The organism is Streptomyces sp. NPDC007189, from assembly GCF_040703635.1.
Taxonomy (GTDB): Bacteria; Actinomycetota; Actinomycetes; order Streptomycetales; family Streptomycetaceae; genus Streptomyces.
In genome coordinates this window covers 239087-258474 of record NZ_JBEYEY010000002.1, presented here as the reverse complement: position 1 = coordinate 258474, position 19388 = coordinate 239087, and the positions used below count along the sequence as shown (strand labels likewise).

Below are 19388 nucleotides of genomic sequence, written 5' to 3'. Positions count from 1 at the left end.
ACCAGTATTCCGCGCCCCCGAAGCTCGACGCATGGCGATCGACACCACCACCTCATCCACCCCGACCTCCACGGGCACGACGCTCGACACCCCCCGGCCGCCCCGGTTGTCGACGCGTGACAAGCTCGTCCTGTTCGTCCTGTGCGCCGCCCAGTTCATGGTCGCGCTGGACTTCTCCGTGCTGAACGTGGCACTGCCCGAACTCGGCTCCGACCTCGGCATGAGCCGCTCGGCCCTGCAGTGGGCGGTCACCGCGTTCGCGCTGCCCTCCGGCGGGTTCCTGCTGCTCTTCGGCCGCATCGGCGACCTGTACGGCCGCCGGAAGCTGTTCCTGACCGGCCTGGCCCTGTTCGGCGCGGCCTCGCTGCTGGCCACCCTGGCCTGGGACCCGGCGTCCTTCCTCGCCGGACGCGCGGTGCAGGGCCTCGGCGCGGCGGCGATCGTCCCGGCCGGCATGTCCCTGCTGACCACCACCTTCCCGGAGGGCCCGGCCCGCGACCGCGCCCTCGGCATCTCCGGCACGCTGCTGTCGCTGGGCTTCACCGTCGGCATGGTCGCGGGCGGTGTGCTGACGGACGCGTTCGGCTGGCGCTCCACGATGGCCCTGCTGTCGGTGTTCGCGCTGATCGTGCTGCCGCTGGCGCCGGGTCTGCTGCCGGAGTCGCGCACCCCGGAGCGGCCGCGCCTGGACGTGCCCGGCGCGGTGACCGTGACCGCCGGGCTGCTGTCGCTGATCTACGCCCTGTCCACGGCCGCGGACCACGGTTTCGCCCGCGCCGACGTCGTCACCACCCTGGTCGCCGGTCTGCTCCTGCTGGCCGCGTTCACGGTCGTCGAGTCCCGTACGGCCGCCCCGCTGGTCTCGCTGCCGATGCTGCGCCGCCGCACGGTGGCGTGGGGCAACGTGGGCGGCCTGGTCACCTTCTCGATGATGTCGACGGTGATCTTCGTGCTGACCCTGTACCTGCAGGAGATCCTGCACCTTTCGGCCTTCGAGACGGGCCTCGTCTTCGGCGTCCAGGGCGTGCTGTCGGCCGTCGCCGGCACCCTCGCCCCCAAGGTGATCGGCCGCTTCGGCGCCCGCCGCACCCTGGTCGGCTCGCTCACCGGCCAGGGCGCGCTGATCGCGACGCTGCTCCTGCTGAAGGCCCACACCTGGTCGGTCTGGCTCGCCACGGCCGCCGTGTCCCTGGCCAGCATGTGCCACCTGGGCGCGATCATCTCGTACGGCCTGACCGTCACCTCGGGCGTCCCCGACGAGGAACAGGGCCTGGCCACCGGTCTGGTGACCTCCACCCAGCAGGTGGGGATCACGGTCGGCATCCCGCTGCTGGGCGTGCTGGCCACCACCTCCGGCGACCTGCTGAGCGGCGTCCACACGGTCCTCGCCCTGGACGCGGGCGTGGTCCTCGCCGCCGCCGTCCTGGTCGGACTGGGCCTGCGCCGGGGTCAGTCCAGGGTCTGAACGATCCCGCTCCGCGCGGCCGTGTGCACCACACGGCCGCGCGCGCCGTTGACCAGGGGAAGGTACGGCGCGACATGCCCGCACTCGACATCGGCGATGACCGGGACCCCGAGCGGGCCGAGCGCGTCCAGGACGGCCTCGTGCTGGGTGAGGGTGGGGCCGTCGGGGGCGTGGGTGCGGCCGACGAGGACGGCGGCGGCCCGGTCGAAGAACCCGGCGAGCCGCATGCCGTGCAGATGGCGGCAGATGGTGAAGGCGTTGTCCTCGCAGGCCTCGACGTACACGAGCAGCGGCTCGTCCCCGGCGAACCGCGAGGTGTCGAGGTACGGGGTGCCGGCCAGGTGACCGATGGTCTCGACGCAGCCGCCGATCAGCCGGCCCTCGACGTCCACGTCTCCGTCGCCGTCGAGCCGGGTCCAGGCGCCCTCCGCGTCGAGCGTGAAGTCGCGGACCTCCGGGTGACCGACGAAGTCGTCGAAGCGAGCGGTCCGGTACCGCCCGGGCGGCGTCTGCGCGAACGGCTCCCCCGGCGCGGCGGTGGCGATGTCGAGCCAGGACACCAGCCCCTCGGGTGTCCGGTAGGGGGTCTCCATGAGGTTGTTGCCGTGGACGGTCGCGACGCCGGTGAGGAGGGTCAGCGGGGCGAGGATCGTGGACATGTCCGAGTAGCCGACGACCCAGGTCGGCTCGGCCCGCCCGATCGCCTCGAAGTCGAGCAGCGGCAGCAGGTCGATCGCGGTCTCGCCGCCCCACGGCGGCACCACGGCCCGGATCGTCGGGTCGGTCAGCATCGCGGTCAGCTCGGCGGCGCGGTCGGCGGCCGGGGCGCTGATGTGCGTCGAGCCGTCCATGCACCGGCCGACGACCACCTCGTATCCGCGCCGCTCGAGGTCGCGCAGCGCGACGTCGAGACGGGCGCGCATCTTCTCGGCCACCCCGCTGGACGGGGAGGTCACACCAATACGGTCACCGGGGCGCAGCGGGCGCGGACACCTGATCGTCATACGGAGATCCGACCGCGTGCGGGCCGCGCCGGGCAACCGGATTTACGGCCGGTCCAGCCGCAGGCGCTCCGCCCGGGGCAGCCCCGCGACGACGAGGTCGTAGGAGTCCTCGACCAGCTCTCTCACCAGCCGGTCCGGCAGCCCGCCGTCCACCGTCACGGTGTTCCAGTGCCGTTTGTTCATGTGCCAGCCGGGGACGATCAGCCCCTCGTGGTCGGCCCGGAGCCGGATCGCGTCCTCCGGGTCGCACTTGAGGTTGACCGTCAGGGGCCGCGCGTCCAGGGCGGTGAGGGCGAACATCTTGCCCAGCACCTTGAAGACCGACGTCTCAGGGTTGAACGGGAAGTCCTCCACGACCGCGTTGAAGGACAGGCAGAAGGCGCGCAGCTCCTGAGGGGTCACTCGGACGTCTCCTCCTCGACGACCGGCACGGGGACCGGTTCCACCAGGACCGTGACGATCTTGTTCCGGCGTCCGGCCGCTGCCTCCGCGGTCAGTTTCAGCCGGCGCTCGTCGGGGAGTTCCACCTCGGCGGACGCGCCGGCGATGGGCACGCGGCCGAGGGCCTTGGCGAGCAGGCCGCCGACGGTCTCCACGTCCTCGTCGTCGTACTCCTCCAGGCCGTACAGCTCGCCCAGGTCGGTGATGTCGAGGCGGGCGGTGACCCGGTAGCGGTCGTCGCCGAGCTCGACGACGGGCGGGAGTTCCCGGTCGTACTCGTCGGTGATCTCGCCGACGATCTCCTCGAGGATGTCCTCGATGGTGACGATGCCGGCCGTGCCGCCGTACTCGTCGATGACGACGGCGACGTGGTTGCGTTCCTTCTGCATCTCGCGCAGCAGGTCGCCGGCGTTCTTGGTGTCCGGCACGAAGACCGCGGGCCGCATCGCGGTGGAGACCAGGTCGCTCTCCGCCTCCCGGCTGATGTGCGTCTTGCGGACCAGGTCCTTCAGATACACGATCCCGACGATGTCGTCCTCGCTCTCCCCGGTGACCGGGATCCGGGAGAAACCGGAGCGCAGGGCGAGGGTGAGGGCCTGCCGGATGGTCTTGAAGCGCTCGATGGTGACCAGGTCGGTGCGCGGCACCATGACCTCGCGGACGAGGGTGTCGCCCAGTTCGAAGACCGAGTGCACCATGCGGCGCTCGTCGTCCTCGATCAGCGACTCCTTCTCGGCGAGGTCGACCAGCGCGCGCAGCTCGGCCTCGGAGGCGAACGGGCCGTGCCGGAAGCCCTTGCCGGGCGTGAGGGCGTTGCCGATGAGGATCAGCAGCGACGGGACGGGTCCCATGATCCGGGCGAGCGGCACCAGCACGTACGCCGCCGCGGTCGCGGTGTTCAGCGGGTGCTGGCGGCCGATGGTGCGCGGGGAGACGCCCACGGCGACGTACGACACCAGGACCATGACGGCGATGGCGGCGAGCAGGGCCTGCCAGGTGGCGGGGAACTCCTCCAGGCAGGCGTACGTCACCAGGGCCGCGGCCGCCATCTCGCAGGCGACGCGGACCAGCAGGGCCACGTTGAGATAGCGGGTGGGGTCGGCGGCGATCTGGGCGAGCTTGGCGCTGCCGCGCCGCCCCGACTTGACGGCCTCCTCGGCGCGGAAGCTGGAGACCCGGGCGATGCCCGCCTCCGCGCAGGCGGCGAGCCAGGCGACGACGACCAGCGCGATCGCGCCGATCACGATCTGCGGAGACATGCGGGCCGCTTATGAGACGGTCGGCGCCGGGGAGGGCCCGGTCAGCCCGCGCTCGGACCGCCACCCGTCCACGATGGCGGCCTGCAGCCCGAACATCTCGGCCTTCTCGTCGGGCTCCTCGTGGTCGTAGCCGAGCAGGTGCAGCACCCCGTGGACGGTGAGCAGCTGCAGCTCCTCGTCCATGGAGTGCTGGGTCGGGGCTTCCTCGCCCTGCTTCTTGGCGACCTCCGGGCACAGCACGATGTCGCCGAGCAGCCCCTGCGGCGGCTCGTCGTCGTCCTTGGACGGGGGCCGCAGCTCGTCCATCGGGAACGACATGACATCGGTGGGCCCGGGCAGGTCCATCCACTGCACGTGCAGCTGCTCCATGGCGGCGGCGTCCACGACGATCACCGAGAGCTCGGAGAGCGGGTGGATGCGCATCCGCGCGAGCGCGTAGCGGGCGATGTCGAGGATCGCCTGCTCGTCGACCTCGGTGCCGGACTCGTTGTTGACGTCGATCGACATGGTCGTGCTGGTCTACTTCCCCTTGGAGCCCTTGGCGCCGGGCTTGCCATGGCCGCCCTTGTGAGCGCCGTTCTCGGTGCCGTACTTGCTGTCGTACTTCTCGTACGCGTCGACGATACGGCCCACCAGCTTGTGCCGTACGACATCGTGGGAGGACAGCCGGGAGAAATGGACGTCCTCGACCCCTTCGAGGATCTCCTGCACCTGCCGCAGACCGCTCTTGGTGCCGTTCGGCAGGTCGACCTGCGTCACGTCGCCGGTGATCACGATCTTGGAGTCGAAACCGAGGCGGGTGAGGAACATCTTCATCTGCTCGGGGCTCGTGTTCTGGGCCTCGTCCAGGATGATGAAGGCGTCGTTGAGCGTGCGTCCGCGCATGTAGGCGAGCGGCGCGACCTCGATGGTCCCGGCGGCCATCAGCCGGGGGATGGAGTCCGGGTCGAGCATGTCGTGCAGCGCGTCGTACAGCGGGCGCAGGTACGGGTCGATCTTCTCGTACAGCGTGCCGGGCAGGAAGCCGAGCCGCTCGCCCGCCTCCACCGCCGGACGGGTGAGGATGATGCGGTTGACCTGCTTGGACTGCAGGGCCTGCACGGCCTTGGCCATGGCCAGGTAGGTCTTGCCGGTGCCGGCGGGGCCGATGCCGAAGACGATCGTGTGCTTGTCGATCGCGTCGACGTACCGCTTCTGGTTGAGGGTCTTCGGACGGATGGTCCGGCCCCGCGAGGACAGGATGTTCTGCGTGAGCACCTGCGCCGGGGTCTCGGGCCCGTCGCTCGTCCCGTTCTCGCTCGCCTTGAGCATCGCGATCGAGCGTTCCACTGCGTCCTCCGTCATCGGCTGCCCGGTGCGGAGCACCAGCATCATCTCGTCGAACACGCGCGAGATCAGGGCGACGTCCACCGGGTCGCCGACCGCGCTGATCTCATTGCCCCGGACGTGGATGTCGGCCGCCGGGAAGGCCCTCTCGATCACACGCAGGAGGGAGTCGCCGGAACCCAGCACGGTCACCATGGGGTGCTGGGCGGGGACGGTGAACTGCGCTCTCGCCTGCTCCTGCGCGGGGGTGTGAGCTGTGGGTGTCTGTGTCATGGGCCGGCGCTTAAGGCCTGCGCTTCCTCCTCGTCACGGCCGCACAGCTGAGGGGCGGCCTCGCGATTCCAGGGTACGACGGTGCACTGACAACCCCGTAGGGCTTTTCATACGGGCGCTCCCCGGCAGGTCAGCCGGAGCGGCGGAAACCGATCGTCGGCACCGCCCGCCGCAGGGGCCAGGGCCGGTCCAGCACCTCCGGTACCAGGCCCTCCAGGAACGCGTACCTCTCCAGCGCCGCCGGGTCCTGCCCGGGAAGGGCCTGCACCCGGCGCCACCACGCCCCGATCTCCGACCACCCGGGCGCCGACAGGGACCCGCCGAACTCCTGCACCGACAGGGCCGCCGTGAGCCCCGCGAAGGCCAGCCGGTCCGCCAGCGGCCACCCCGCCAGCGACCCCGTCACGAACCCGGCGACGAAGACGTCGCCCGCACCCGTGGGATCCAGCGCCTCCACGGCGATCGCGGGCACCTCCGCCGCCTCGCCCGTCCGCCGGTCCACCGCGTACGCGCCCTCCGACCCCAGGGTGACGACCGCCACCGGCACGTACTCGGTCAGGGCGTGCGCGGCGAGCCGCGGGCAGTCGGCGCCGGTGTACCGCTTCGCCTCCTCCGCGTTCGGCAGGAACGCCTCGCAGTGCTCCAGATCGGCGAGCCCGGCCAGGTCCCACGCGCCGGTCTCGTCCCACCCGACGTCGGCGAAGATCCGCGTGCCCTCCCGTGCCGCCTTGGCGATCCACGGCGCGCGCGTGCCGGGCGTCAGCGAGGCCACGGCGGCACGCGCGCGGGGCGGGCACTCCGGGCTCCCTTCCGGGCCGAAGACGGCCTCGGGCGGCGGCTCGTGCCCGTGGGACACCATCGTGCGCTCGCCCTCGTACGCCATGGACACGGTGACCGGCGAGTGCCACCCGGGCACGGTCCGGGACGCGGACAGGTCGATGCCCTCGCCCTGCTCGAGCGCGTCCCAGCAGTACTCGCCGTAGTGGTCGTCGCCGAAGGCCGCCGCGAGCGCGGTCCTCAGGCCGAGCCGGGCCAGGGCCGTGGCCATGTTGGCGACCCCGCCGGGGCTGGAGCCCATGCCCCGGGCCCAGGACTCGGTGCCGCGCACCGGCGCCGAGTCCAGGCCGGTGAAGATGATGTCGAGGAAGACCGTGCCCGTCAGATACACGTCCCAGGGCGGGTCCCCGGGCGCGCGCAGCCCGGCGAGCGGGTCGACCTGGGCCTGACAGCGTGCGGCGGGGGTGAGGTGTTCCGGTTCCTCTCCGAGGATCGTGTGCGACGGGGTCACGGTGCGCTCCCTGGCGTGGTGCGGATCTCGCCAGTGTGCACCAATCACCCCGCCGCGCACGGGGCTACCAGCGGGGCATCACCGGTTGCCGCCAGCCGGGCTCGGCCACCCGCATCGCGGCCGCGTCGTCGCGGTCGCGCAGCGCGCCGTCGTCCTCGGCCCACCGCCGGTGCAGCCGGGCCAGTTCGTCGCGATCGAGCTCGACGCCGAGGCCGGGTGCGTCGGACACGGCGACCTTCCCGGCGCGGAACCGAAGCCGCTCGGTGAGGACGTCCTCGGACTGCCAGGGGTAGTGGGAGTCGCAGGCGTGGTGCAGTTCGGGGACCGTGGCCGCGACCTGGGTCATGGCGGCGAGGCTGATCCCGAGGTGGGTGTTGGAGTGCATCGACACCCCGACGCCGAACGCGGCGCAGATCGCGGCGAGCCGCTGGGTGTTGCGCAGCCCGCCCCAGTAGTGGTGGTCGGAGAGCACGACCTGCACGGCGTCCCGCGTGAACGCCTCCTTGATCTCCCCGAAGGTGGTCACGCACATGTTGGTGGCGAGCGGGACGTCGGTCCCGGCCGACACCTCGGCCATCGCGGGCGTGCCCAGCGTCGGGTCCTCCAGGTACTCCAGGACGTCCCCGAGTTCCTTCGCCACCTTCAGCGAGGTCTCCACCGACCAGGCGCCGTTGGGGTCGAGCCGCAGCGGATGCCCGGGGAACGCCTCGGCGAGGGCCCGTACGGCGGCGATCTCCTCGTCGGGCGGGAAGACACCGCCCTTGAGCTTGAACGACCCGAACCCGTGCCGCCGCTGCAACTCCCGCGCCTGTGCCACGATTCCGGCCGGATCGAGCGCGGCGCCCCAGTCGTCCGGTTCGGCGGTCACGCCCGCCGGATGCGCGGCCCACTTGTAGAACAGGTAGGCGCTGTAGTCGACGGCGTCCCGCACCTTGCCGCCGAGCAGCGCGTGCACGGGCAGCCCGAGCGCCTTGCCCTGGGCGTCCAGGCAGGCGACCTCGAAGGCGGACAGCACCGACAGCCGCAGCTTGTCGGCGCTCTGCACACCGCGCAGCCCGCCGGCGTCGACCTGCCCCTGGACCCGGGACTCGTCCACACCGAGGTCGATCGCGAACAGGCCGTTCACATCCGTGACCGAGCGTCCGGGGAGCCGTTCGGACAGCGGGCGGGCCAGTTCCAGGTACTTGGCGTCGCCGTAGGTCTCGCCGAGCCCGGTGATCCCGTCCGCGGTGACGATCTCCACGATCAGCCGCGGGGTGTACGGCTGGTGCACGCCCTGGGTGTTGAGCAGGGGGGCGTCGGCGACCAGGATCGGCGTCAGCCGCACCTCGGCGATGGTCAGGTCACGGGTCACAGGGAGGCTCCTACGAGGTCGAGTCCGGCGGTGAGCAGGGCCTTGAGGTCGGCGAGGTCGGCGGGCGCGGGGTCGGCGAGCGGGGCGCGGACGGGTCCGACGCGCTGCCCGCGCAGCCGGGCCGCCGCCTTCACCAGGGACACCGCGTACCCGGGGGCGCGGTCGCGGAGTTCGACGAAGGGGACGTAGAAGTCGCGCAGCAGCTTGTCGGCGGTCCCATGGTCGGCGTCCCGCAGGGCGGCGAAGAAGGCGCCGGCGATCTCGGGGGCGAAGGCGTGCACGGCGGAGGAGTAGGCGGGGACGCCGACGGCGGCGATGGGGGTCCCCCCGCGCGAGCGTATTCGAGCGTGGGGGAGCGGGCCTGGATTTCGGCGGTGGCGGCGCCGTTGAAGAACAGGAAGCCGTCGGACGCGGCGAGGGTCAGGCGCTGGAGGCGGTCGAGGCCGATGACGCCCGGGACGCGCGCGATGCGCCGCAAGGTGTCCGCGGTGTAGGCGACCTGGCCGCGCTGGTAGGCGATCAGCGGCAGCCGGGTGCGTTCGGCGAGCCGCTCCAGCTGGGCGGCGAGGCCGTCCTGCGGGGCGTCGACCAGGTAGTGCGGCAGCACGAGCAGGGCGTCCGCGCCGGCCTCCTCGGCGATCCGCGCGAACCGGGCGGCCTGTGCCCAGCCGTACCCGGTCCCGGCCACGACCGGCACCCGCCCGGCGGCCTCCTCGACCGTCACCCGGACGACGGTCCGGTACTCGTCCTCGTCCAGGGAGAAGAACTCCCCCGTACCGCAGGCCGGGAAGACGGCGCCGGGGCCGGCCGCGAGCCGGGCGGCGACATGGGCGCGGCAGCCATCGGGGGCGAGGGAGCCGTCGTCATGGAAGGCGGTGAGCGGGAAGGACAGCACCCCGCGCGCCATCCCCTCCCGCAGCCGCCGCACCACGCTGCCGGGACTCGGATCGCCGCCCACCCGACCATCTCCTCTTATGAATGACGTCTACATATGAGAACGAGCCTAGCTCCTCCTACCCGACCCCACATCTGCCAAACGGAAAAGTGACGTAGATCGCACCGCTCGCGTTTCGTCGGCAAACCGCGTGCTTGGTACAACTTGCTTGCGCGTCCCTGTCCGTCGACGGTCGTCGCTCCACCCCCCTTGTCGAGCCCTTCCTTTCGTCTGCCTTGGGAACGCCCGTGTCCGCCCGCCGCACCCTGCCCTGGCCCCTCGTCGCCCTTTTCACGGCCGGGTACCTCGCGCCGTATCTGCTGCCGACCGCCGTAGGCCGACTCGATTCCGGGCTTCCGCTCAGTCCCACCCAGGCCGGGGCCGTCGGCAGCGCGCTGCTGCTGAGTTCGGCGGCGGCGGGCTTCCTGCTGGCCTCCCGGGTCGACCGGACCGGCCCCCGCGCCCTCGCCCGCGCGGGCCTCGTGCTCGCCGCCCTCGGCTACGGCGGCGCCGCGCTCACCGCCTTCGTCCCGGCCGTCGTCGCGGGCGCGGTCGTCGGCGGGTTCGGGTCGGGCACGGTCACGGCGGTCGCCGCGACCGCCATCGCCGCCCACCGCGATCCGCACCGGGTCACCACACTCGGCCTGTTCGGCGTCTCCGCCCTGGCCGGCGCCCTCTACCTGACGATCCCTCACCTCGGCCCCGGCCATGGCGTGCCGCTGGCCGCGATCGCGCTCACGGCGCTCGCCGTCCTGCCGGTCACCGGCCGGCTGCCCGGCCGTACGGCACCGGCCCGCACGGCGTCCCCGGCGCACGGGCGGCTGCCGCACCCGCGCGCCGGACTGCTGCTGGCCGCCGCCATGCCCTGCTGGTCCCTGGCCCAGAACGCCCTCTGGGGTGTCAGCGGCCGGATCGGGCTCGACCAGGCCCATCTGACGGAGGTCACCGTCGGCGCGGTGTTCGCCGTCGCGCTCGGCGCCGGACTGCTCGGGGTCGTCGGGGCCGGCGCGCTCGGCCCCCGGCTGGGCCAGGCGGTGCCCATCGGCGCCGGTACGGCGCTGATCGCGGGCTGCATCGCGCTCAGCGCGTCGGCGTCCGGCCTGCCGTCCTTCGCGGCGGGCGAGATCTCCTGGAACCTGCTGTACCCGGTCGTCCTGTCGTACGTCATCGGTCTCGCCGCCTCCCTCGACCCGCGCGGCCGCTGGGCGGTGCTGGTCGGCTCGGCGGCCTCGCTGGGCACGGCGGCGGGACCGCTGGCGGGCAGTGTGCTGGCGGCGGGGACGGGCTTCCCGGCGATGGGGCGGCTGCTCGCCGCCGGGCTGCTCCTGATCGCCGTGCCGATGACGGCGGTGGCGCTGCGGGCGGGCAGGCGCCCCCTGCGCGGCGCGGAACTCCCGGTCGTGGAGATCCCGGTCGCGGAAGTCCCGCTCGCGGAACTCCCGGTCGCCGAACTTTCGGTCGTGGAAGTCCCTCTGGAGACGCCCGCCCCGGCCGACCGGAGCGCCTACGACACCGCGTCCCCGAACTCGTACGCGTCGACCTCGGCGAGGTAGCGGGCCCGCCGCTCCTCGTCGTCCTCCAGGAAGGAGGCGAGGAAGGAGTTGCGGGCCAGCTCGCGCAGCCGGTCCTCGGTCAGTCCCAGGGTCTGCCGTACGGCGTCGAAGTTGTCGTCGGCGTACCCGCCGAAGTACGCCGGGTCGTCGGAGTTGACCGTGCACAGCAGCCCGGCGTCGAGCATGGCCGGCAGCGGGTGGTCCGCCAGGGTGCCGACGGCGCGCAGGCGGACGTTGGACAGCGGGCACAGGGTGAGCGGGATCCGCTCCCGCACCAGCCGCTCGACCAGCGCCGGGTCCTCCATGCAGCGCAGCCCGTGGTCGACGCGCTCGACGCCGAGCACGTCCAGGGCCTCGGTGATGTACGCCGGCGGCCCCTCCTCACCGGCGTGCGCGACCCGGCGCAGCCCGAGCGCGGCGGCGGCCTCGTACACCTCCCGGAACTTCGCCGGCGGATGCCCGACCTCGGCGGAGTCCAGGCCGACGCCGGTGATCCGGTCCAGGTACGGCCGGGCCGCCCGCAGGGTCTCCATGGCCGACTCGGCGGAGTCGTCCCGCAGGAAGCACAGGATGAGCTTGGTGGAGACGCCGTGGTTCTCCTCGCTGCGGCCCAGCGCCCGCCACAGCCCTTCCACGACCGTGCCCAGGTCGACGCCGCGCGCGGTGTGGGCCTGCGGGTCGAAGAAGATCTCCGCGTGCCGGACGCCCTGCGCGGCGGCCCGCGCCAGATAGGCGTTCGCCAGGTCGGCGAAGTCCTGCTCGGTGCGCAGGACGGCCATCAGCTCGTAGTAGAGGTCCAGGAAGGACTGGAGGTCCTGGAACCGGTAGGCCTCGCGCAGGGCGTCGGTGTCGGCGTACGGCAGGGTCACGCCGTTGCGGGCGGCCAGCTCGAACGCCAGCTCCGGCTCCAGGGTGCCTTCGATGTGGAGGTGCAGTTCTGCTTTCGGGAGGGGCATCAGGGCATCGTACGGGTGTTTCACCGACGTTTCGGAAGCGGCACTCGCTGCAAGTCGTGTGCCACGGTCAGCTCGCCCTCGAAGCCGGCCGCCCGCGCCTGCCGTTCGAACTCCTGCGGTTCGGAGTAGCGCTGGCTGAAGTGGGTGAGGACGAGGTGCCGTACGCCCGCGTCCCGGGCCACGGCGGCTGCCTGACCGGCCGTCAGATGGCCGAACTCGACGGCGAGTTCCGCGTCCTCGTCGAGGAAGGTCGACTCGATGACGAGCAGGTCGCAGCTCTCCGCGAGCGCGTGCACGCCGTCGCAGAGCCGGGTGTCCATGACGAACGCGAACCGCTGCCCGCGCCGCACCTCGCTGACGTCCTCCAGCGCGATGTCCCCGAGCCGGCCCTCGCGCTGCAGCCGGCCGACCTCCGGTCCCTCGATCCCGTGCGCGGCGAGCCGGTCGGGCAGCATCCGGCGGCCGTCGGGCTCGATCAGCCGGTAGCCGTAGGACTCCACGGGATGGGAGAGCCTGCGGGCCTCGAGCGTGTACGACGGCGTCGCCGCGAGGACGCCGTCGGCGGCGACCGGCGCCTCGGTGAGGGGGACCGTCTCCCGGTAGGCGGTGGCGTACCGGAGCCGGTCGAAGAAGCGCTGCCCGGAGCGCGGATAGTGCGCGGTGACCTCGTGCGGCACCTTGTCGAGGTTGATCCGCTGGATGACCCCGGCGAGACCGAGTGAGTGGTCGCCGTGGAAGTGGGTGACGCAGATCCGGTTCAGGTCGTGGGCGGCGACCCCGGCGCGCACCATCTGGCGCTGTGTGCCCTCGCCGGGGTCGAACAGGATGCCCTCGCCGTCCCAGCGCAGCAGATAGCCGTTGTGGTTGCGGTGCCGGGTGGGGACCTGGCTGGCGGTGCCGAGGATCACCAGTTCACGTACGGACACCGCCGGTCACCCGGGCGGCCACTGCAGTCCGCGGCCGCCGAGGACGTGCGCGTGCGCGTGCCAGACGGTCTGGCCGGCGCCGCTGCCCGTGTTGAAGACGGTGCGGTAGCTCTCCAGCTTTTCCTCGTCCGCCACGGCCTGGGTCTCGGCGAGCACGTCCGCGGCGAGCTGCGGGGCGCCGGCGGCGAGCGCGGCGGCGTTCTCGTAGTGGGCCTTGGGGATCACCAGGATGTGGGTGGGGGCCTGGGGGTTTATGTCCCGGAAGGCGACGGTGGTCTCTGTCTCGCGGACGATCGTCGCCGGGATCGTACCCGCGACGATCTTGCAGAACAGGCAGTCGTCCTGCGGTTCGCCGGCCATGCGTGTGCCTCCTCACGCTGGTGATCAATACCGGTGCATCGTAGTCGTATCAGGCCGGCAGCACCGGCGGTGTTTTCGCGGGCCGTTCCTCCAGTGCCTCCAGGGCGAGCCTGACCGCTTCGTCCAGTTGGGTGTCGCGGTCCTGCGCCCAGTCCTGGGGCCGCTGTACGACCTCCACGTCGGGGTCCACGCCGTGGTTCTCCACGTCCCAGCCGACCCCCTCCAGCCACATCGCGTACTTCGGCTGGGTCACCAGGGTGCCGTCGACCAGGTGGTAGCGGCTGTCGATGCCGATGACGCCGCCCCAGGTGCGGGTGCCGACGACCGGGCCGATGCCGAGGGCCTTGATCGCGGCGTTGACGATGTCGCCGTCGGAGCCGGAGAACTCGTTGGCGACGGCGACGACCGGGCCGCGCGGGGCGTCGAGCGGGTAGCTGGTGGGGCGCATGCCGCGCGGCAGGTCCCAGCCGATGATGCGGCGGGCCAGCTTCTCGACGACCAGCTGGGAGGTGTGGCCGCCGCGGTTCTCGCGGACGTCGACCACCAGCCCCTCGCGGGCGACCTCCACCCGCAGGTCCCGGTGGATCTGCGCCCAGCCGGGGGCCTGCATGTCGGGCACGTGGAGGTAGCCGAACCGGCCGTCGGAGGCGGCGTGGACGTGGGCGCGGCGGTCGGCCACCCAGGCGTGGTAGCGCAGGGGTTCCTCGTCGGCGACCGGGACGACGACCGTGTGGCGCGGCTCGCCGCCGCCCGCCGGGGAGATGGTCAGCTCCACCGGCTGGCCGGCCGTGCCGGCCAGCAGCGGCCCCGGTCCGGTGACCGGGTCGACGGGGTGGCCCGCGACCGCGATGATCGCGTCCCCGGGGCGGACGGCGACGCCGGGTGCGGCGAGCGGGGAGCGGGCGTCGGGGTCGGAGGTCTCCGAGGGCAGGATGCGGTCGACGCGCCAACTGCCGTCCGGGTGGCGGGAGATGTCGGCGCCGAGCAGGCCGTGCCGGGGGCCGTCGCCGCGGCCGCCGCCGGGGATGACGTAGGCGTGCGAGGTGCCGAGTTCGCCGTGCACCTCCCAGAGGAGGTCGACCAGGTCGCTGTGGGTGGCGACGCGGGCCAGGAGCGGGCGGTAGCGGTTCAGGACGCCGGTCCAGTCGGCGCCGCCGAGGTCCGGGCGCCAGAAGTGGTCGCGCATGAGGCGGCCGGTCTCGTCATACATCTGCCGCCACTCGGCGGCCGGGTCGAGGGTCTGCCGGACGCGGGCCAGGTCGACGGTGACGCTGGTGTCGCCGTCGTCGTCGGCGCCGGTGCGGCGGTCGCCGGGCACGACCCGGAGCCGTTCGTCGGCCCACAGCAGGACGCGCTTGCCGTCGCCGCTGACCTCGAAGTGGTCGGCGCCCGTGGCCAGAGGCTCAAGGCGCCGCTGGGCGAGGTCGTAGCGCTCCAGCTCGGTGTGCGGGTCGGGGTCCTCGGGGTGGGCGCGGGCGGCGCCGAGGACGCCGTGCACGGGGTGGCGCAGCCAGAGCACGCCGTCCTTGGCGGCGCGCAGGGTGGAGTAGCGGCCGGCCTCCACCGGGAAGGGCACGATCCGGTCGGCGAGGCCTTCGAGGTCGATGCGGGTGGCGGGGGTGCCCTCGCTGTCCGGGGTCTCGTCCTTGTCGGGGTTCTCGAAGGGGCGGCCGTGGCGCTGCGGGCCGAACGGCGAGGGGGTGGTGGCGGCCAGGGTGATCAGGTGCGGGCGGGCGCCGACCACGAACGCGAGGTCGAAGACGTGCTCGTCGTAGACCGGGTCGAAGGCGCGGTTGGAGAGGAAGGCGAGGTGCTTGCCGTCGAGGGTGAAGGCGGGGGCGTAGTCCTGGAAGCGGAGCGGGGTCGCCTCGGTGACCGACAGGTCGGTGGTGTGGGCGATGCGCAGCTGGGAGAGCGGGCGGGCGCCGGGGTGGGCCCAGGCCAGCCAGGCGGAGTCGGGGGAGAAGGCGAGGCCGGAGACCTCGCCGTCGTCGCTGCGGTCGACCTCGCGGACCTCGCCGGTCTCCCGCTCGACGAGGAGCAGCCGTCCGTCGTGCGCGGCGACGGCGGCCCGGCTGCCGTCGGGGGCCATGGCGAGCTCCAGCACCCGGCCGAGCTGCCCGGCGGCCAGCCGGCGGGGCGGGGCGCCCGGTACGGTCCCGGTCGCGGGGGCGAACTCCAGGGCGTCGTCGCCCTCCGCGTCCGTCACCCACACCACGCACTCCTCGCCCTCGGCGCGGAAGGTGCGCGGCATCCGGGCGCGGACGCCGGGGGTGGCCGCGAGGGCGCGGGCGGGCCCGGAGCGGTGGGTGACCCAGTGGATCCCGCCGCGCACGCAGACCGCGCTGCCGCGCCCGGTGTGGTCGGGCGACGCCTCGCCGAACCAGCGGGCGGCGTCCACCGGCCGGGGGCGCAGATCGATCCGGGGCCCGCCGAGCCGCACCTCCAGCCGGCGCGGCTCGGCGCCGTCCAGGTCGTCCAGCAGCCAGAGTTCACCGCCGGAGCCGTAGACGACGCGGCTGCCGTCACCGGAGGCGTGCCGGGCGTAGAACCCTCCCCCGCTCTCGGCTCCGCTCGAGCGGGAGGTGCCCCCAAGCGGGGTGTGCCGGCGCAGGTCGGAGCCGTCGGCGAGGGAGGAGTAGAGCGCGCCGGTGCCCTCGTGGTCGGACAGGAACGCGATCCGGTCCCCCACCCACACCGGGCACTCGATGTTGCCGTCGACCTCCTCGTGCAGCCGCTCGAACTCCCCGCTGCCCTCCCGGTCGATCCACAGCTTGCCCGCCGTGCCGCCCCGGTAGCGCTTCCAGTGGGCGGCCTCGCGGCCCATCGGCGCGGACAGCAGCACGGTGGCGGGGCCGAAGGCCACGTCGCCGACCGGGCCGTACGGCAGGGTCTCGGCGGGGCCACCGTCCAGCGGGACGGCGTACGCCCAGCTGTGCCGGAAGCTGTGCCGGCCGTGCGCGCCGAGCGCGAGCACCCGCCCGTCGGCGGTCCAGCCGCGCACCTCGGTACGGCGGTTGCCCCAGTACGTCAGCCGCTCCGCCGGCCCTCCCTCGACGGGGGCCACATGCACCTCGGGCGCGCCGTCGCGGGTGGAGGTCCAGGCGAGATGCCGGCCGTCCGGGGAGATCCGGGGCATGGTGACCGGCCTGTTGTCGGCGCTGACCCGCCAGGCCCGGCCGCCCTCGAGGGGCGCGAGCCAGACGTCGTCCTCGGCGACGAAGGCCACCAAGTCGCCGTGTACATGCGGGAATCGGAGATAAGCGGCACCCTGAGTCACCCCGTCACTGTACGCAGCGGCGGGTGTACCGCGCCCCCTGTTCCGATCACTTGCCCTGGACGGGCCAGCAGGTGGGGTCGCCCTTGCACCACAGGGTCCGGGTGACGGTGACGGTCACGGTCGGCCTGCCACCGCCCGGCTGATACGTGGGCGGCTTGTACGTCGGCCCCGTCGTGGCGTCGCAGTCCCCGAGCCCGTCGACGTGGAACACCTGCCGGCCGCCGACCTTCGCGGTCAGGTCCCCCCGCACACAGGCGCCGTCGACGGCCCGGGTCACCTTCCCGGTGACGGTGATCTTCCGCCCGTCCTTGGTCTCACCCCGGCAGTCGACGGACACGACGGTGCTCTCGCTGGGCGACGGCGTCCTCTTCGCCGCGCCACCGCCGTAGTTCCCGGTGCAGGTGAGCCAACTGACGTCGACATGCTGCCGCTTCAGCTTGGCCGTCGCCGTGGTGTCGGTGGTGTAGGCGGCGGAGGTGGTGCTGAGATCACCGGGCTGACACGCCACCAGAGCAGCCCCGGCCGCCAGGACGACACCGCCCGCGGCCACCACCCGCATCCCACGCCGATTCCCTCGCAAAACCCCCATGCAGGGGAGGGTGCCACCGGCGGAGGCGGCACGGAAGACGGCATACGGCCACTCAGGCGCCCAACCGGCGGCGAGGCTATCCCCGAAGCAGCAACCACTCCTGAAGCTCCACCAGGTTCCCTTCGGGGTCCTTGAGGTGAGCCACCCGCATGCGGTCCGTCATGGACGCGGGCCCGTGCACCACAATCGCACCCCGGCCGGTGATCTCCGACACGTACGCGTCCAGGTCGTCCACCCGCAGCACCACCAGCGACCGATGCCCCGTGGCCGTCTCGCCCAGCTCGTCGAGCACCTCGGCCATCATCGAGCGGTCCTGCAGCGCGATCCCCGCGGAGCCGGTGTGCGGACTGAACTTCTCGTACGGGCCCTCGGTCGCCCCGGACTGCGGCTTGAGGCCGAGGACGTCGGCGTAGAAGCGGTAGCAGGCGGCGAAGTCGGTGACGAGGAGCCGGACTTGGGCGAGTTCCACGGTGTCCCCCAGACGTCAGGACCAGCGGCCGGTGCGGCCCAGCAGCAGGGCCACGGCGGCGGTGCCGGCGGTTGATGTACGCAACACGGTAGGACCGAGCACGTACGCCTTCGCACCCGCCTCCTCGAAGAGCGCCAACTCGTCCCGGGCGACGCCGCCTTCGGGGCCGACGACCAGCACGATCTCGCCCTCGGCGGGCAGTTCGGCGGTCGCCAGCCGCCCGCTTGCGTGCTCGAAGTCGGAGTGCAGCACGGCGGCGAAGTCGGCTTTGGCGAGAAGTGCCGCAACCTGCTTGGTGCTCGCCGCGTCCGCGACCTCGGGGAAGCGCAGCCGGCGGGACTGCTTGCCGGCCTCGCGCGCGGTGGCCCGCCACTTGGCGAGCGCCTTCTGGCCGCGCTCGCCCTTCCACTGGGTGATGCAGCGGGCGGCCTGCCAGGGCACGATCGCGTCGACGCCGGTCTCCGTCATCGTCTCGACGGCGAGTTCGCCCCGGTCGCCCTTCGGAAGCGCCTGCACGACGGTGATCCGGGGGCTGGGCTCGGGCTCCACGGGGAACTCGAAGGGCTCCACCACCAGGTGGTCCTTGCCGGACACGCCGACGACGACTCCGGCGGCCCCGCGCCCCTTGCCGTCGGTCAGCACCACGTGCTCGCCGGCCTGCAGACGCCGTACGGAGACCGCGTGCCGCCCCTCGGGGCCCGTGACGTCGACGACCGAGCCGGGGCCCACGCCCTCCAGCGAGTCGACGACGAACACCGGCGCGGTCATCGCAGGCCGCCCTTGGCCGACAACGCTGTCCGGGCGGCGCCGAGTTCGGCGGCCAGCACCTCCACCAGCTCCGCGGCGGGCAGCGCGCGGGCCAGCCGGTGCCCCTGCCCCGCCCACAGCGCCATGCCCTGCGCGTCCCCGGCCTTCGCGGCGGCCTTGCGCAGCGGCGCTGTGAGGTGGTGGATGTCCGGGTAGGCGGCGGGGGCGTACGGTCCGTGCTCGCGCAGGAACCGGTTGACCAGTCCGCGCGCCGGCCGCCCGGAGAACGCGCGGGTCAGCTCGGTGTGCGTGAACAGGGGGTTGGTCAGCGCCTGCTTGTGCACGGCGGGGGCGCCGGACTCGGGGGTGGCGAGGAACGCGGTGCCGAGCTGGGCCGCGCTCGCGCCGGCCGCGAGGACGGCGGCGATCTGGCTGCCGCGCATGATGCCGCCGGCGGCGACGACCGGGATGTCCACGGCCTCGCGGATCTGCGCGACGAGCGACAGCAGGCCGATGCCGGCGCCGTCGTTCTCGGGGACGTCGCGGTGGGTGCCCTGGTGACCGCCGGCCTCCACGCCCTGCGCGATCACCGCGTCCGCGCCGGCCCGCTCCACCGCGCGGGCCTCCTCGGCGGTGGTGGCGGTGACGAGGGTGTAGGTGCCGGCGCGGCGCAGGCTGTCGAACACCTCGGGGCTCGGCACGCCGAAGTGGAAGGAGACCACCGGCACCGGGTTGTCGAGGAGCACGGCGAGCTTGGCGTCGAAGCCGTCGTCCCGACCGCTGTCCGGGTCGCCCAGCTCGGTCTCGTACCAGGCGGCCTCGCCGGCCAGCTGGTGGGCGTAGACGTCGACCGCGCCGGACTCGGCGTATTCGGGCTGCGGCATGAACACGTTCACGCCGAAGGGGCGGGCGGTGAGGCCCCGCAGCTGCTTGATCTCCTGGTACATGCCGTCGGCGGTCTTGTACCCGGCGGCGAGAAACCCGAGGCCACCGGCCTCGGATACGGCGGCGGCAAGCTGCGGGACGGAGACACCGCCCGCCATGGGGGCCTGCACGATCGGGCGCAGGAGGAGATCGGTCAGCGCGGAGGACATGACCGCATGTTGTCACGTCCTTTGAAAGAGTCCGAATCGGGCTTCCGACGGCATAGGACGATGGCATACG

At 73.0% G+C, this 19388-nt stretch carries 17 protein-coding genes and 1 pseudogene; 2 read left to right on the top strand and 16 right to left on the bottom strand.

The genetic code is table 11. The annotated features are described in order from the left end of the window. Window positions 1–31: 31 nt before the first annotated feature. On the top strand, window positions 32–1465 hold the full coding sequence (locus tag AB0950_RS04275; RefSeq protein WP_366777760.1) for an MFS transporter: 1434 nt from the start codon (window positions 32–34) through the stop codon (window positions 1463–1465). On the opposite strand, the gene AB0950_RS04270 is transcribed toward AB0950_RS04275, so the two are convergent. The 8 genes and pseudogenes from AB0950_RS04270 to AB0950_RS04235 all read right to left on the bottom strand — a co-directional run bounded on the left by AB0950_RS04270 (window position 1450) and on the right by AB0950_RS04235 (window position 9317). Then, window positions 1450–2469 carry a S66 peptidase family protein gene (locus AB0950_RS04270; RefSeq protein WP_360144394.1) on the bottom strand — a complete coding sequence of 340 codons (1020 nt, stop codon included), beginning with the start codon at window positions 2467–2469 and terminating at the stop codon, window positions 1450–1452. The genes AB0950_RS04275 and AB0950_RS04270 overlap by 16 nt on opposite strands. 42 nt (window positions 2470–2511) lie before the next feature. After that, window positions 2512–2871 (bottom strand): MmcQ/YjbR family DNA-binding protein, encoded by a 360-nt coding sequence (locus AB0950_RS04265; protein WP_360144397.1) that lies wholly within the window; start codon window positions 2869–2871, stop codon window positions 2512–2514. After that, complete coding sequence (locus AB0950_RS04260; RefSeq protein ID WP_360144400.1) at window positions 2868–4169, bottom strand: hemolysin family protein; 1302 nt, start codon at window positions 4167–4169, stop codon at window positions 2868–2870. Before AB0950_RS04260 ends, AB0950_RS04265 begins: the two co-directional genes overlap by 4 nt. A 9-nt stretch (window positions 4170–4178) precedes the next feature. Then, complete coding sequence (ybeY, locus tag AB0950_RS04255) at window positions 4179–4676, bottom strand: rRNA maturation RNase YbeY (RefSeq protein WP_360144403.1); 498 nt, start codon at window positions 4674–4676, stop codon at window positions 4179–4181. Between the two features lie 12 nt (window positions 4677–4688). Next, on the bottom strand, window positions 4689–5768 hold the full coding sequence (locus tag AB0950_RS04250; RefSeq protein WP_360144406.1) for a PhoH family protein: 1080 nt from the start codon (window positions 5766–5768) through the stop codon (window positions 4689–4691). 130 nt (window positions 5769–5898) lie between these two features. Beyond that, window positions 5899–7038, bottom strand: coding sequence for a PfkB family carbohydrate kinase (locus AB0950_RS04245; RefSeq protein ID WP_360145462.1), 1140 nt, complete (start codon window positions 7036–7038; stop codon window positions 5899–5901). Window positions 7039–7120: 82 nt separating this feature from the next. Beyond that, window positions 7121–8410, bottom strand: a complete 1290-nt coding sequence (locus tag AB0950_RS04240; RefSeq protein ID WP_360144409.1) for a glucarate dehydratase family protein — start codon at window positions 8408–8410, stop codon at window positions 7121–7123. Then, window positions 8407–9317 (bottom strand): annotated as a pseudogene (locus tag AB0950_RS04235) (5-dehydro-4-deoxyglucarate dehydratase). The gene AB0950_RS04240 and the pseudogene AB0950_RS04235 overlap by 4 nt, the downstream one beginning before the upstream one ends. A 275-nt stretch (window positions 9318–9592) precedes the next feature. Here AB0950_RS04235 and AB0950_RS04230 point away from each other — a divergent pair. Then, window positions 9593–10897, top strand: a complete 1305-nt coding sequence (locus tag AB0950_RS04230) for an MFS transporter (protein WP_366777759.1) — start codon at window positions 9593–9595, stop codon at window positions 10895–10897. Here AB0950_RS04230 and AB0950_RS04225 read toward each other — a convergent pair. From AB0950_RS04225 to AB0950_RS04190, 8 genes are all read right to left on the bottom strand, one after another. Next, window positions 10849–11853: an adenosine deaminase gene (locus AB0950_RS04225; RefSeq protein WP_360144415.1), complete on the bottom strand. Its 1005-nt coding sequence runs from the start codon at window positions 11851–11853 to the stop codon at window positions 10849–10851. The two genes, AB0950_RS04230 and AB0950_RS04225, sit on opposite strands and share 49 nt — an antisense overlap. 20 nt (window positions 11854–11873) lie before the next feature. Further along, a complete protein-coding gene (locus AB0950_RS04220; protein ID WP_366777758.1) occupies window positions 11874–12779 on the bottom strand; it encodes a ribonuclease Z in 906 nt (301 codons plus the stop codon). A gap of 6 nt (window positions 12780–12785) precedes the next feature. Continuing rightward, window positions 12786–13139 (bottom strand): histidine triad nucleotide-binding protein, encoded by a 354-nt coding sequence (locus AB0950_RS04215; RefSeq protein ID WP_360144421.1) that lies wholly within the window; start codon window positions 13137–13139, stop codon window positions 12786–12788. 49 nt (window positions 13140–13188) lie between these two features. After that, window positions 13189–16419, bottom strand: coding sequence for a PDZ domain-containing protein (locus AB0950_RS04210; protein WP_366777757.1), 3231 nt, complete (start codon window positions 16417–16419; stop codon window positions 13189–13191). A 46-nt stretch (window positions 16420–16465) separates the two neighbouring features. Next, window positions 16466–16978: a hypothetical protein gene (locus AB0950_RS04205; protein ID WP_366777756.1), complete on the bottom strand. Its 513-nt coding sequence runs from the start codon at window positions 16976–16978 to the stop codon at window positions 16466–16468. A 106-nt stretch (window positions 16979–17084) separates the two neighbouring features. Then, the gene (locus tag AB0950_RS04200) at window positions 17085–17477 is read right to left on the bottom strand and encodes a VOC family protein (protein ID WP_366777755.1); all 393 of its coding nucleotides are present in this window, start codon (window positions 17475–17477) and stop codon (window positions 17085–17087) included. A gap of 15 nt (window positions 17478–17492) precedes the next feature. Then, window positions 17493–18245 carry a 16S rRNA (uracil(1498)-N(3))-methyltransferase gene (locus tag AB0950_RS04195; RefSeq protein ID WP_360144433.1) on the bottom strand — a complete coding sequence of 251 codons (753 nt, stop codon included), beginning with the start codon at window positions 18243–18245 and terminating at the stop codon, window positions 17493–17495. After that, window positions 18242–19318: a nitronate monooxygenase gene (locus AB0950_RS04190; RefSeq protein ID WP_360144436.1), complete on the bottom strand. Its 1077-nt coding sequence runs from the start codon at window positions 19316–19318 to the stop codon at window positions 18242–18244. Before AB0950_RS04190 ends, AB0950_RS04195 begins: the two co-directional genes overlap by 4 nt. Between the last annotated feature and the right edge of the window lie 70 nt (window positions 19319–19388).

Bases quoted from the DNA above. Each gene is read 5' to 3' on its own strand.
- AB0950_RS04275 (WP_366777760.1), top strand. From the start codon at position 32: ATGGCGATCGACACCACCACCTCATCCACCCCGACCTCCACGGGCACG.
- AB0950_RS04270 (WP_360144394.1), bottom strand. From the start codon at position 2,469: ATGACGATCAGGTGTCCGCGCCCGCTGCGCCCCGGTGACCGTATTGGT.
- AB0950_RS04260 (WP_360144400.1), bottom strand. From the start codon at position 4,169: ATGTCTCCGCAGATCGTGATCGGCGCGATCGCGCTGGTCGTCGTCGCC.
- ybeY (WP_360144403.1), bottom strand. From the start codon at position 4,676: ATGTCGATCGACGTCAACAACGAGTCCGGCACCGAGGTCGACGAGCAG.
- AB0950_RS04250 (WP_360144406.1), bottom strand. From the start codon at position 5,768: ATGACACAGACACCCACAGCTCACACCCCCGCGCAGGAGCAGGCGAGA.
- AB0950_RS04225 (WP_360144415.1), bottom strand. From the start codon at position 11,853: ATGCCCCTCCCGAAAGCAGAACTGCACCTCCACATCGAAGGCACCCTG.
- AB0950_RS04215 (WP_360144421.1), bottom strand. From the start codon at position 13,139: ATGGCCGGCGAACCGCAGGACGACTGCCTGTTCTGCAAGATCGTCGCG.
- AB0950_RS04205 (WP_366777756.1), bottom strand. From the start codon at position 16,978: ATGCGGGTGGTGGCCGCGGGCGGTGTCGTCCTGGCGGCCGGGGCTGCT.
- AB0950_RS04195 (WP_360144433.1), bottom strand. From the start codon at position 18,245: ATGACCGCGCCGGTGTTCGTCGTCGACTCGCTGGAGGGCGTGGGCCCC.
- AB0950_RS04190 (WP_360144436.1), bottom strand. From the start codon at position 19,318: ATGTCCTCCGCGCTGACCGATCTCCTCCTGCGCCCGATCGTGCAGGCC.